The organism is Sediminibacterium roseum (assembly GCF_009939005.1).
Classification (GTDB): Bacteria; Bacteroidota; Bacteroidia; order Chitinophagales; family Chitinophagaceae; genus Sediminibacterium; species Sediminibacterium roseum.
Genome location: NZ_JAACJS010000002.1, coordinates 30646 through 45259, shown reverse-complemented (window position 1 = coordinate 45259; position 14614 = coordinate 30646). Strand labels below are relative to the sequence as shown.

The window sequence follows — 14614 nt, the reverse complement described above, 5'->3', positions numbered from 1 at the left end:
AGCGCAAAAACTACGAAATGTTCGTAGATCGCCAACCCCTTTATAACCGGACACTACCGCTTGTCCTCCTTTTTTTCCGCCATCCATCATTTATCTGTGGCGGAATTGTAACCTTTTTATTTTTACTACGTTAACCTTCGTAAATCGGCGGTTGACCCGCACCGACTGTAAAAAGCTGTTATGAAAAAACTACTGTTTTCTGTATTTATTACGTTTACTGCATTAAGTCTGTGCGCACAGGTCCAGGCCCCCGCATCAAAAGACCCGATGAAGGACCGCGTGATCAAAAAAGTTCCAGCCGTAAGAACAGCCGCCAAAATTGTGATCGACGCAGACCTTTCCGATGAGGCCTGGAAATCCGCACCCCTGATAACAGATATGGTTGAGTGGAGACCCACTTATGGTAAAATCGAGGACCACGACAACCGCACAGACATCCATATCTTATACGATAACACCGCCATTTACATCAGTGGGTTTTGCCACGAACGCAGCAACGACAGCATCTCCACCGAACTGGTTGGACGTGATGTGGTTGGTGTGAATGATTTTGTAGGTGTGATCTTTGATACCTATAACGACAAGATCAACGGGTTCGGCTATTATGTAACGCCATTGGGCGAGCAGTTCGATGCCAAGTATTCTTCGAACGGGGAAGACGGCTCCTGGAGCAGCGTATACGAGTCGCAGGCGAAGATCGTTCCGGGTGGATGGGTGTTTGAAATGCGCATCCCCTACTCAGCCATCCGATTCAGTAACGTGAAGAAACAGGACTGGGGCATCAACATCACCCGCAGAAATTCAAAAAGCGGGAAGCAATACATGTGGAACCCTACCGACCCCACCATCGGTGGAAACTTTTTTGCGCAGTTTGGTTTGTGGACCGGGATCGAAGACATCAAACCGCCTGTGCGGTTATCGTTCTCGCCTTATTTGTCAACTTACGTAACGCATTATCCCTACAACGATCCCAGCATAAAGAACACCGCCACCTCCATCAACGGCGGGATGGATGTGAAATACGGCATCAACCAGGCATTCACTTTAGACATGACGCTCATTCCCGATTTTGGACAGGTGCAGAGTGATAACCAGGTGCTCAACACCACGCCCTTCGAAGTAAAATACAATGAGAACCGCAGCTTCTTTACAGAAGGTACCGAGCTGTTTGGCAAAGGAAATTTATTCTACAGCCGCCGCATCGGCGGGGAACCGATCCATTTGTATGATGTGTCTGCACAACTGAAAGCCGGCGAGAGCATTGCAAAGAACCCCACGGAAACAAGGTTGATCAACGCAACCAAAGTAAGCGGAAGAACCTCTTCGGGACTGGGTATCGGCTTTCTGAATGCGATCACCAATCCCCAGTATGCCACCATTGAATCGGGCGGCAAAGAAGTGCGTAAAATAGAAACGAGCCCGCTTACCAATTACAACATCATTGTTTTTGACCAGTCTTTAAAACGCAACTCGAGCATTTCATTCATCAACACCAATGTTACAAGGGCGGGCGCCGATTACGATGCCAATGTGAGCGCTTTTCTCTGGGATCTCTACGACAAAAAGAACGACTGGAACCTTTACGGAAAAGTGGGCGCGAGCCAGCTGATCGGTTACGAGGCGCCGGGTAAAAATACGGTAGGTTATTCGCATACCCTCGGCATCGGGAAAACAGGCGGGCGTTTCAACATGAATTTTTCGCAGGAGCTGACGGATCATAAATACAATGCAGACGACCTGGGTTATTCTACCAATTACAACTATGCCGACCATTATTTGTGGATGGGTTACAAACAGGTAAAACCCAAAGGGCTGTTCAACAACCTGTATATGAATTTCAATGGCTATTTGTCGATGCGCTACAAACCGTGGGACTACCAGATGGCGCGTGTGAACACCAATGTGAACGGCCAGTTGAAAAGCCTTTGGTATGTGGGCGTGTTTCAGAACATACTGCCGGAGCAAAATGATTTTTACGAGCCACGCACCGGTGGTCGTGTTTTTAAACGTCCTTCAAACTGGGTATATGGTTTCTGGTTCGAATCGAACAACGCAAAAAAATATTCCGTATCGGTGGAATTTGATTTCAGCCGCTCCGGCAAGTATACCTCGAGAAGCAACGAGATCTATTTCCGCCACCAGTACCGGTTCAATAAAAGACTCACGCTGAGCACCAACACCAATATTTCGATCTTTACCAACAACACCGGCTACGCAACAAAAACGGGCGCAGACAGTGTCATATTTGCGTTGCGCAAAAGAAATACCGTAGAGAATATTTTTACTGCAAAATACAATTTCAACAACAAGATGGGGCTCAGCTTCCGCGCCCGGCATTATTGGGGCAGCGTAGACAACCGCGAGTTCTTTGTGCTGAAACAGGATGGCTACCTGACACCTGTACCAACACAGGCAAAATTCCTTTCGGCAAACAACAATGTAAACTTCTTTAACATAGACATGGTTTACACCTGGCAGTTTGCACTCGGCAGTTTCGTGAATATTGTGTGGAAGAATTCGATAGGCACCTCAGACAAACTGATCAGCCAGGGCTACTTCAAAAACGCCGACAATACCTTTGATGCACCGGCATTGAACAGTTTATCGGTAAGGATCATCTATTTCCTGGATTATCTGTCCCTGAAAAAGAAATAAACAACAGGATTTCAGCTGCAGGCATACACCGAATGCCTGCAGCTTCAACATTCTACCCGCCCGATGCCTGGGCAATGCGAAAACGGCATGTTCAATATTTTCCGGCCCGGTTCTGCACCGGCAACAAAAAAGCCCCGGGCTCACCGCTCATAGCTCGGCGCTAAAATCCTACCTTAGCTGAATGCAGAAAAAACTTTTCCTTCTCGATGCCATGGCGCTCATCTACCGGGCGTATTATGCATTGATCCGCAGTCCGCGCATTACTTCCAAAGGAAGAAACACCAATGCACAGTTTGGATTTACCAATACCCTGTTCGATCTCATCAACAAAGAAAAACCAACGCACCTCGCGGTTTGTTTTGATACGCACGCGCCCACGGAGCGCCATACCGATTTTGCAGATTACAAGGCCAACCGGCAGGAAGCGCCCGAGGATCTGCTGGATTCTATTCCCGATATCAAAAAGATCATCGAAGGATTCAATATCCCCGTTGTTGAACTCGATGGCTACGAAGCCGATGATGTGATCGGTACCGTTGCGTGGCAGGCCTGCGCAAAGGGATACGATGTGTATATGGTAACGCCTGATAAAGACTATGGCCAGCTGCTTACCCAACCCTGCATCTACATTTACAAACCCGGGTCTTTCGGCAACGATTCTGAAATCCTGACCGCGGAAAAGATCTGCACCAAATGGGACATCAAGCGCGTGGACCAGGTAATTGATATGTTGGGATTGATGGGCGATGCGGTAGACAACATACCCGGCATTGCGGGCGTTGGAGAAAAAACGGCGGCAAAGCTGTTGAAAGAATACGATACGCTCGAAAACATCCTTGCCAATGCAGATAACATAAAAGGAGCATTGGGAGAAAAGATCCGCAACGGGAAGGAAGCGGCCATCATGAGTAAAAAACTCGCAACCATCATTACCAATGTTCCTGTTGAGTTTCACGAAGAGGATTACCGCCTCAAAGAATGGAACAAAGACGCACTCGTGGAAGTGTTTACCGAGCTCGAATTCAAAACACTCGGCAAAAGGATCCTGGGCGATGAGTTCAATGCATTCAACGCTGCGCCGCAAAGTGTGCAGACAGACCTGTTTGGAAATTCGGTGGCCACCAAAACACCGATCGCAAAAAAAGAAGCGGCGCCGGTGATCACGGGCGAAGAAAGCGTTGGTTTGCTTACCGAACACAACATCCACAACACCCCGCACAAATACGAACTGGTGCAGGGTAAAGAAGCGATCGAGCAATTTGTTCAAGCGCTCTTGCAACAGCCGGAGATCTGTTTCGATACAGAAACCACGCACATAGACGCCAATGAAGCGGAACTTGTGGGGCTCAGCTTCTCATTCAAAAAAGCAGAGGGATATTACGTTCCCTGTCCGGCCGATCAAAACGAGACCCGCGCCATACTTGCCTTGTTTGCGCCGGTATTTGACTCGGAGACGATCAACTGGGTGGGGCAGAACCTGAAATACGATATGCTCGTGCTTAAATGGTATGGCGTATCCATCAAAGGGAAAATCTTCGACACCATGCTTGCGCATTACCTCATCGAGCCAGAGGGCAGACGCAGTATGGACCTGTTGAGCGCACAATATTTACGGTACGAACCCGTGCACATAGAAGAGCTCATCGGCAAAAAAGGAAAAACACAGGGAACGATGCGCGATGTGGAGATAGAGAAAGTGAAAGAATACGCAGCAGAAGATGCCGACATCACGCTCCAGTTAAAACACGCATTCGAGCCCTTGCTTGCAGCAAGAGAAGTAGAAAGGGTTTTTAACGAAGTGGAGAACCCGTTGGTGCGCGTGCTTACCGATATGGAATTTGAGGGTGTGAAAATAGACGTGAACTTCCTGAACGATTACAGCAAACTCCTCGAGACCGAAGCCAAAAAATGCGAAGAGAATGTTTATGCGCAGGCAGGTGTTCGCTTTAACCTTGCATCGCCAAAACAATTGGGAGAAGTGTTGTTTGAGATCCTGAAGATCGATCCCAAAGCAAAAAAAACAAAAACGGGCCAGTATGCAACAGGAGAAGATGTGCTGCAGAAGCTGGCCGCCAACAATCCGATCGTTGCAGACATCCTCGGTTTCAGGGAGCTTACAAAACTGAAGAGTACCTATGTGGATGCGCTGCCGCAGATCATCAACAGCAAAACCGGCCGCGTGCACACTTCTTATGCGCAGGCCGTTGCGGTAACAGGCAGGCTCAGCAGCAACAACCCGAATCTCCAGAATATACCGATCAGGAGCGACAGGGGAAGGGAGATCAGGAAAGCATTTGTTCCCCGCGATGAGAACCATGTGCTCATCAGCGCCGATTACTCGCAGATAGAATTGCGTATTGTTGCGGCCATCAGCGGCGATCCGAATATGTGCGATGCTTTCAAACAGGGCAAAGACATTCACACAGCCACTGCGGCTAAAGTGTACAATGTTGCGGAAGCCGATGTAACCAAAGAAATGCGCTACAAGGCAAAGAGCGTGAACTTCGGGATCATTTACGGGCAGGGCGCATTCGGGCTTGCAGACAACCTGGGCATCCCGAGATCGGAAGCGAAAGAGATCATCGACAATTACAAAAAAGAATTTGTAGGCATTACCTCTTACATGGACGATACCATAAAATTTGCGCAGGCAAATGGTTATGTTGAAACATTGATGGGAAGAAAGCGGTGGTTGAAAGACATCAACTCCTCCAACTTTACCGTACGCGGTTACGCCGAGCGAAACGCCATCAACTCGCCGATACAGGGAACCGCTGCCGATATGATCAAACTCGCCATGATCAAGATCCACAACGAAATGAAAAAAGGAACCTGGAAATCGAAAATGATATTACAGGTACACGATGAGCTTGTGTTTGATGCCGTGAAAGAAGAAGTAGACGATCTCAAAAAACTGATCATCAAAAACATGACAACCGCGATGGTACTGCCCAATGATGTGCCGGTTGAAGCAGAAGTGGGCGCCGGCGAAAACTGGCTCGAGGCGCATTGATGCGGCGAACAAAATCAAATAAAAAACCCGCTCCAATGGCGGGTTTTTTATTTTCAGTTATTTGGATCCAAATTATCTCGCGCCCCATTTGTCTGCCAACACCTTGATAAAATATCCTGCCACAACACTCCGCGCCTGGAAACCAACCTGCTTGCCGTTTGTTGTCTCGTGCCAATCGTTCAGCGGTACACGCGATGGCGTTTCCTGCGCAAACTTGTGCAGCGGTTTGATAAACGCCTGGAAATCGTTTTGATTTTTGGTGAGCGTTGCGGTCCAGGTGATCCAGTCTGATTTGGTATAGGTTTTCCTGCTGTCGAGCGGCAGCCCAAACTCGTTCTGCTTTGTGAGGTAGTAAGCGATCTCCTTGCTGTATACCGTTTCAGGAAACAGGTGAAGGTTCAGCAGTTTGTCCCAAACAAGATTGTACTTCTGGCTCCAGCTGTTTTTGTTGTCAAACGTAAGTGCGTAGTGATCTCCTGCGTCTGCCATCTGCGTCCAGCGTGTGGCCATGTCTTTGGCCATCGTGTTGTATTTAACGGCGATGTCGTTCTTGCCAAGCTGCGCGGCGAGCATCGCATAACCGCCAAGCGCTACGATCGCTTTTACCGATAGGTTGGCATTGCGCGCAAGATGGCCTGCAAAGTCATCGGTACACAACTGGTTTGCGGGGTCAAACCCTTCTTTGCTCAGGTACTCGGCCCATGTGGTAAGTGTTTGCCAGTGCTTCTCCGCATACTTTGCATTTTTTTCTGCTTTGGCGATGGCTGCGGCGAGGATAAGCATGTTGCCCGATTCTTCCACAGGCATGTCTTCTCCATAGGTTTGTCCATTGGCCTGTGGATAGGTGCCCAGGTCGTGCGCCGCAAAAGGCTTGGCCCATTTGCCACTCTCGCTGTAGTAAAAAATTCCGTTCATCATTCCTTTCAACAACTCGGGGTTGTAGGCGAGAAACATGGGCGCCGAGGGATAGGTAATGTCAACCGTATTGATAGAACCGTTGCTGAAATTTTCTTTCGACAAAAACAAAAGATCTCCCTGCGGACTCTGAACCGGTTTATGCGCGGCGATGGATTGCCGGTAAGCGAGCACACACAACTCTGCATAGGCATTGCCACCGGCGCTCAATGCATCGCTGTACACGCGTTTGTTGGCAGAGTCGCATTGACGTATGATTTTTGCATAACCCTTTTGTGCCTGTATAAACTCATCAAGCATCATTTCCTTTATTTCGCCAACATTTTCAGGAACCTCTTTTTTCCACCAGGCTTTCAAGTTTTTTCCGAAATACTGGATGGCGTACCCATCATCATATCCCAGCATCAAAATATTTTCCTGCGCCGCGGGCCCTTGTTTGCCAAGGTCGAAAACGGTGTTGAGCATAAATTGTTTTTCTGATCCGGGCGCTGTTGGTTGGGTTGATGAAAAAGCATCGGGATATCTGCCAGGCGCAGTTACACTCTGCGCGATCCTTGGCGATGCGGCAGCAACAACATACACATGGCCCCAGTCGATCCGAAGATCGTCTCCTTTTTTTGCGAGCACGGGTTGTTCCCTGGTGCCGGCCTGCAGGTATTTCAACGTGTTTTTATAGGTGCCCGAGGCGGTTTCGGTTTGCTGGTAAACATTGTTGGCAGATAAAACAGTAGATGCCCCGAAATACAACTGTGCATCGTGCGGTTTGTTGTCGTTTGATCTTGTGAGAAAAGAAACATAAGATACCGGCCGCGATATCATCCGCAGATCGCCCATCAGCAAAGGCGATGTAAAGGTGAGCTGAACATCAACCGCACCGCAGGTAAATTCGTAAACCGTTTGCGTGGCTTTTACGTTTACGCTTTTCTGAATGGCAGCGGTTACATTGCTGGGGGCAAGTTTAACCTCATCAGACAAACCCAGATCAAGCCAGGCGCCGCCGGCCGTGTTTTCAACGTGAACGGCAATGATGTTCTCGCCTTTTACAAGGTTGCTTTTGATGGCATCGGTCAAAGGAAAAAGTTGCGCCTTGTCGTTCCAGCAGTTACAGGTGTAAACCAGTTCACCATTGAGGAAAACCTGTACGTTGTCGTCGTGGTGCAGTTTCAGGTTAAGCTGGTTGATGTTGAGATCATTCAACACAAACTGCCTTCTTACCCATAAATGCTTACCGTTCCAGAAAGTTTTTGAGCGGCTCCTGCTCGAGCCAAAAGGAGCGGTGCCGGTTTTCCATTGGGCATCGTTGAAGTTTTTATTCATCCAGCCTTCCGCCGGCTCGGTCTCGGTGTATTTTACTTCGTATGAACTTTCATCTGCAGCAGATAATACCGTTCGGTATATTTTTTCTTCGTTCCCGATAAAACGGTAGAGCTTGCCATCTACCCTGATCATGCCCAATAAAGGTTGGTTGGCGCCCGACCAGTGTTTGGTTGGCGAGGCATTCAGTTCGTCTGTGAACGACCAGATGCTGAAATACGGATCGTGCGTGATCAACGGGTAGGCCGGCGCTTTCTTCACCTGCGCCATTGCGCCGAGGCAAAAAAAGAGTGCAATACAGAACGAAGCAATTCTCATGTGTATGGGTTTAGGGTTGTTTATCAGTTTGTTTTGTTTGCGCGTTGTTGGCAGTTCTATTTTTTATCCATTCAATGATCAACCGATCAATAAGCCACGCGTTTTATTTTGAAGGAACGTTGAGCAACATTTGCTCGCTCACCGGTGTTCCAAAAACAGGAAACCCATTTTTATCCCAGCTGAATTTCTGTGCGCGCGGCGAACGGAAACCTCCGCAGCCCTGGCCCGGTGAACTGTTGGCGTGGTAAAGGATCCAGTCTTCTTTCCCATCGGGCGATCTGAAGAACGAGTTGTGCCCCGGCGCATACACCTTGTTTTCGGGTGATGCCTTGAAAACAGGTTGTGGCAGTTTTGTCCAGGCCTTTGCATCCATCAGGTCGCTGTTGGCAGAAGTGTGCAACATGCCCAGTGCGTAGTATTCTGTCCAGCATCCGCTGGCCGAATAAATGAGAAAGAGTTTTCCGTCGTGTTCCAGCACTTCCGGTCCTTCGTTCACATTTACATGCGGCGGATCGTTTTTGCTGTTGAGATCGCCGTGCATTTCCCAATCGAGTTCGGGCGCAGAGATGAGTGCGCGTTGGCCTTCGATGGTCCACGGGTTTTTCATTTTGGCGATGTAGATGTTTTGTTGGCCGTTGTGATCGCCCTCCCAACCTGACCAGATGCAATAGAGCTGCCCTTTGTTTTCAAATACCGATCCGTCTATTGCCCATTTGTCATCGGGCGTTTGCAGTTTTCCTTTCATCACCCAATCGCCTTTCAAGGGATCGCGCGAGCTGTTCTCAAGAACCCACAAACGGTGATCGTTGTTGTTACCGCTGTCGGCCGCAAAATAGATGTACCATTTGTTCTGCAGGAAATGTATTTCCGGCGCCCACAACTGTTTGGAGTACGGTCCTTTTGGCGGGGGTGTGAATACAATTTTTTTCTCCGCCGTTTTTAAGCCGGCAAGATTGTCTGTTTTCCAGAGCGTAATGTTTTTCCCGGTTGTGTGCGTGTAGTAGTAAAAGCCGTCTTTGTAAAAACTGAAGGGATCTGCGCCGGCGGGGAGCAGGGGATTGGTAAACGTGGATTGCGAAAAGCCGGCCGAAGCGACAACAAACAGTACTAAGCAGAGCAGGTTTTTTTTGAAGAACATTTGATCCGGTTGAGTGGGTTAATGCAGATATCATTTCTCTTTGCGGGCCAGCCATTCGCCAAGCGCCTTTTTGATGGCGCGGCCCATTTTTACCTGGTTGTCTTTGTCGCGCAGGAAATCATAACTCTCTTTGTTGTCGCCGATCTCGAGCAGCACACGGTACGGTGCGCTGTTCACGTTTTCATCGAGGCTGTAAAAAGTAAGTTTACCGGTTGATGCACATTTGTAATCGTTGCGGCCGGTGGTGCTGTCGAGCAGCACGCCGCGGTTCTCCAGGTTGGTTACCGAGGCAACGGCGCTCACGAGTGCGGCGGCGAGGCTCCTGTTCTCGGCTTCGTATGTATCGCCGTAATGTATATAACCCCATATGGCGTGCCGTTTTGATCCGCCATTGTTGTGCAGTGCGATGAACACATCGGGTTTGTGTTTGTTGGATTGCTGCAGCTCCCAGGCATAACCCGAGATCTTTCCGTCGATAACAGCGGTGGTATGCGCAACAACGGTGTTGCTTCCGTTGTTGGCATCGTGAACATCGGTTCGGCCATGGCTCCACACCTTGTATTCTTCGAACGAAGGATCGGCGGCCATAGCGGCTTCCGCAATGGCATTGCTTACCTCGGCCTCACTGAAGTTGACACCCGTATCCGTCTGGTGCGACGGCTGCCAAACCACCACGGGTTTCTTTTTCACAGGCATGTACGAAAAACAAAAAACGAGCAGAACGGCGACAGATCTTTTTTTCATGGCGGAAAGTGTTGGAAGCAATTTACGTATTTCGAGAAGCTTTTTTGCCACAGATTTCACAGAAGAACACAGATTAATCGTCGGGGTGTCGGGATCACGCGAAACCAATCTGTGTTCTTCTGTGAAATCTGTGGCAACTTAAAACCGCACAACAACGTTCTCAAATCCTATAAATCATGCTTATATTTAAGGATCAACCCCGGCACATGATCCAAGATTTTTTCACTGCCGCCTGGCATGAGTTTACCTCTTTCTGGCAACTGGGCGAAGCGTACGATATCATTGCTTCAGGTAATTACGATAAGCTGCGCACGCTGGACGGTGTTTTGTCTTTTGTAAAACCCATCATCCCTTTTTTATTGCTCTTTGAGATCCTGCGCGCGGTTTTTTACAAGCGGTTCAGGATCGAAGACTACAAGGTCCCGTTTTTTATTTTTGTTTTCAACCGTGTGCTAGGCGCTTATATTTCCATTGCGGCGGTTTCGTTTTGCATAGGTTTCTTTTCGGAATATGCTGTTATCAAAACCAGGTTTACCTGGTATTGGCTGATCTATGGGTATATTGTTTGGGAGTTTGCGCATTTCATCTATCATTACCTGGCGCACAAAGTGCGGTTGTTCTGGTGCCTGCACTCGAGCCACCATGCGCCGCAAAACATGAACCTGAGTGTTTCATACGCCCATTTTTTCCTGGAGGGGCCGTATGCGAATGTGATCAGGACAACGATCTGTGTGCTCGCGGGGCTCGATCCGCCGCTGTTGTTTTTTATCATGTTTATTGATGGTACCTGGGGCACATTCATACACATCGGCGATAATATTATGAAGGATGCGCGGATGGGCGTGCTCAACAGGTATATTTTAACGCCATCGCACCACCGCGTGCACCATGCAAAGAACCCGTTGTATATGGATACGAATTTTTGTAACCTGCTCAACATATGGGATAAGGTTTTCGGAACGCTTCAGACCGAAGACCGCACAGTGCCGGTGGAATATGGCATCACGCGGAAGATCAACCCTAAAAATTTCTGGGATGTATATTTTGGCGAGATCGTTTTCCTCGCGCGCGATGTGAAAAATGCGCCGGGCATCAGGAACAAACTGCTTTATGTTTTTATGCCACCGGGCTGGAGCCATACGGGCGAGCACAAAACAGCCAGGCTCATCAGGCGCGAGGCGCGTGACCCTTTGCAGCGGAATGAATTGCCGGCGCAGTAACGTTTAAATGAATTTCATGACCAGGACCGAACTTCTTCACCAGCTGCAACACGAAACCTATGTTGCATTGCAGCCATCGCCGCTGCATGGTATCGGCGTGTTTGCGATACGAGATATCCCAAAAGGGTGCCGCAGCATTTTTTCGGAAGATACGGGTAACTGGATCTTGCTGACGATGGAGGAGGTAGAACAACTCCCGGCGCATTCGAGAAATTTTATTGAAACCTATTACCTGTACGACAACGATCATTATTTTATTCCCTCACACGGGTGCAAGGTGATGGATATGGCCAGTTACCTCAATCATTCAAATACACCCAACCTTGTTTCTATCAGCGACGGATTGTTTTTTGAAACAACATGCGAGATCAAAGCGGGCGAAGAATTGCTGATCGACTACGGAACGATTGTCGAAAATGTTGGCGATTACAAATGATCATCCTACACAAAAAGAAAAGAAATTACAAGCTGCGAAATAAGTTGCCGGACGCTCTTCTCCCGGCGGACGGACGGATTTTAAATAAACCTCAAGTGTAAAAGTTGCCGTTGACCGGACTGTTTTTGTAGGAAAATATTTACATCCTCATTTTGAGGAAAACTACACTAAAACGAAAAAGAAAGGCTATCTGTAATAGATAACAGAAATAGTACGTAGAATCTTTTTACCGGAAAATAAAAACTATTATTTTTCCGTTATTACGCGCCGCAATGGCGTAGTAATGAACGTATTGTCTGCTGGCCGAATTCATATTCCAGGAGCTTAGGTGAAACTGTTGGCTGTATTGAAGCAACTGGTGCGCTTATCGATCCGAATATGGTTTGTGCTTTATTTCTGTCTGTGGCAAAATTCAGAGTATAGGCGGCGATTGATTATGAGATATAAGAGCAAATTTTGCAGCCCAAAACTATTTTCGAAAATTAGGTTTATAAATTTCCTAAGGAGAACCATGCTAAAGAGAATCCTGACAGCCGTTTTTTGGCTGTGTTTAGCCTTGCCTGTAACTGCGCAGGTTAAGATAGGCAACAATCCAACCACCATTAACAGGTCTTCCATTCTCGAACTGGAGAGTGATAGTTTGGGCATTCTGTTACCACGCCTACAGGATACTGTGCTCATCAACAGGTTCAATCCGCCGGATGGCATGCTCGTTTTCCTGAAAACGCCGCGCCGTGTTTTCATCCGCCAGGATGGGCGGTGGAACGAATTGCTGAGCGAGGCCACGGTGCGCAGCCTGATCAATCTTGGCAATGGCAGTATAACAGATACAACGCTTCTCTTCTCCAACCTTCTCCGTAAAAACGATACACTTGCAATGCTCTCCGGTTACCAGCGAAGCGGAAACCCGGTTACGGTGGCGGTTCAACCCAATATTACAGCAGTAGGAACGCTTGCTTCGTTAACCGTGGCGGGGTCTGTTACCGCAGGGAGCCTGAGTGCCGTGCTGGCCAATATCACAGACATATCGGTAACGGGTATGATCAGGGGTGGGATTTTTAGCGGGATATTGAGCCAGACGGCAATGAACTCCATCACCAACCTCGGGAACCTGACGGGTATAACGGTAACAGGAAATACAACAACGGGAACGATCAGCGCGGTAAGCGGGGTGATCGGCAACCTGTATGTTCCAGGAACCATCAGGGGCGGAACCTTCAGCGGAACATTGAGCCAGACGGCGATGAACACGATCACCAATCTTGGTAATTTAAGCAACATAACCCTCACCGGAAATATTACAGCCGCCACCATCAGTATAGTGAGTGGAAAGATCGATGACCTGTATGTTCCAGGAACGATTACCGGTGGAACCTTCAGCGGAACGTTGAGCCAGACGGCGATGAACACGATCACCAATCTTGGGAACCTCAGCAATATTTCATTAACGGGAAACATTACCACCAATACATTGTCTGTTGTAAGGGGTGCGGCTTTTGGAAGCAACATCACGGTAACCGGCAACATTACATCGGCGGCTTTGAGCGCATCCAATGGAGTGATCACCAACCTGTATGTTCCTGCAACATTAACGGGCGGATTGTTCAGCGGAACATTGAGCCTTACGGCGATGAACAGCATTACCTTACTGGGCAAAGTGCAGATGCTTACGGTGAGCGGCAATACAACCACCACCGACCTGGCGGTGACCAACAATGCAACCGTGGGAAGCAACTTAACGGTTACGGGCCATATTCAATCGTCTGCGCTTGATGTAGCCAACAATATAACTGCAGGTGGAAACATAACCGCTACGGGCAACCTGATGGCGAACAATATTGCCGCAGCCGGATCGTTGTCTGTAACCAATGGCGCAAACATCGGTGGAAACCTCACGGCTACGGGAAATGTTGCGGCAACAAATATTGCGGCAACGGGTGGTTTGTCTGTTACCTATGCGAATATCGGAACGAACCTAACCGCTACAGGGAACATTTCGGCAAATAATATTGCAGCTACGGGTGGGCTTTCTGTTACTTATGCAAACATTGGAACGAACCTTACAGCAACCGGGGATATCACAGCGCGCAACATTGCGGCAATGGGATCTTTGTCTGTAACAAATGGTGCAAATATCGGAGGTAATTTAACAGCAACGGGTGATATTGCTACAACGAATGTTGCCATAACAAGAGGACTCTCTGTTGGCTTTGCCAATGTACTTACGAACTTAACTACCACTGGTGATGTAGCGGCCGCAAACATTGCAGCCACAGGAGGTTTGTCCGTAACTTATGCGAACATTGGAACCAACCTTACCACAACAGGAAACATTGCGGCAAGTAATATTGCGGCAACAGGTGGTTTGTCAGTTACCTACGCCAATATCGGAACGAACTTAACGGTTACGGGAAACATTTCTGCAACTAATATTGCGGGCACAGGTGGCTTATCTGTTACCTATGCAAACATTGGAACAAACCTTACTGCAACCGGGGATATCACCGCGCGCAACATTGCGGCAATGGGATCTTTGTCTGTAACCAATGGTGCAAACATCGGAGGCAACTTAACAGCAACAGGTGATATTGCTACAACAAACATCGCCATAACAAGAGGTCTCTCAGTTGGCTTTGCTAATGTACTTACGAACTTAACCACTACCGGTGATGTTGCAGCCGCTAACATTGCAGCTACGGGCGGGCTTTCTGTTACCTATGCAAACATTGGAACGAATCTTACGGCAACAGGAAACATTACTGCCAATAATCTTGTTGCGAACGGATCATTGTCTGTAACAACCGGCGCCAACATTGGAGGCAACTTAACCGCAACAGGAGATGTTGCCACAACCAACATTG

The 14614-nt window shown here is 48.4% G+C and carries 8 protein-coding genes; 5 read left to right on the top strand and 3 right to left on the bottom strand.

Features of this window, described 5'->3' with window-relative positions:
• The first annotated feature begins 180 nt into the window (after nucleotides 1-180).
• Together GWC95_RS00095 and polA are read left to right on the top strand one after the other, a co-directional pair.
• Entirely contained in the window at nucleotides 181-2655 is a 2475-nt protein-coding gene (locus GWC95_RS00095) for a DUF5916 domain-containing protein (protein ID WP_161816637.1), read from the top strand.
• A gap of 181 nt (nucleotides 2656-2836) precedes the next feature.
• Complete coding sequence (polA, locus tag GWC95_RS00090; RefSeq protein WP_161816636.1) at nucleotides 2837-5668, top strand: DNA polymerase I; 2832 nt, start codon at nucleotides 2837-2839, stop codon at nucleotides 5666-5668.
• A 72-nt stretch (nucleotides 5669-5740) separates the two neighbouring features.
• Here the strand turns inward: polA and GWC95_RS00085 are convergent, their stop codons facing one another.
• The 3 genes from GWC95_RS00085 to GWC95_RS00075 form a co-directional block, all read right to left on the bottom strand.
• Nucleotides 5741-8215 carry a glutaminase family protein gene (locus GWC95_RS00085; protein ID WP_161816635.1) on the bottom strand — a complete coding sequence of 825 codons (2475 nt, stop codon included), beginning with the start codon at nucleotides 8213-8215 and terminating at the stop codon, nucleotides 5741-5743.
• 103 nt (nucleotides 8216-8318) lie between these two features.
• Nucleotides 8319-9353 carry a glycoside hydrolase family 43 protein gene (locus GWC95_RS00080; protein WP_161816634.1) on the bottom strand — a complete coding sequence of 345 codons (1035 nt, stop codon included), beginning with the start codon at nucleotides 9351-9353 and terminating at the stop codon, nucleotides 8319-8321.
• 30 nt (nucleotides 9354-9383) lie between these two features.
• Complete coding sequence (locus GWC95_RS00075; protein ID WP_161816633.1) at nucleotides 9384-10097, bottom strand: N-acetylmuramoyl-L-alanine amidase; 714 nt, start codon at nucleotides 10095-10097, stop codon at nucleotides 9384-9386.
• Nucleotides 10098-10303: 206 nt separating this feature from the next.
• Here GWC95_RS00075 and GWC95_RS00070 point away from each other — a divergent pair, with 206 nt between their 5' ends.
• The 3 genes from GWC95_RS00070 to GWC95_RS00060 all read left to right on the top strand — a co-directional run.
• On the top strand, nucleotides 10304-11317 hold the full coding sequence (locus GWC95_RS00070; RefSeq protein ID WP_161816632.1) for a sterol desaturase family protein: 1014 nt from the start codon (nucleotides 10304-10306) through the stop codon (nucleotides 11315-11317).
• Between the two features lie 16 nt (nucleotides 11318-11333).
• Nucleotides 11334-11753: an SET domain-containing protein gene (locus GWC95_RS00065; protein ID WP_161816631.1), complete on the top strand. Its 420-nt coding sequence runs from the start codon at nucleotides 11334-11336 to the stop codon at nucleotides 11751-11753.
• Between the two features lie 511 nt (nucleotides 11754-12264).
• Nucleotides 12265-14614: beta strand repeat-containing protein (locus GWC95_RS00060; RefSeq protein ID WP_161816630.1), on the top strand; the 2350-nt coding region annotated here is incomplete at its 3' end.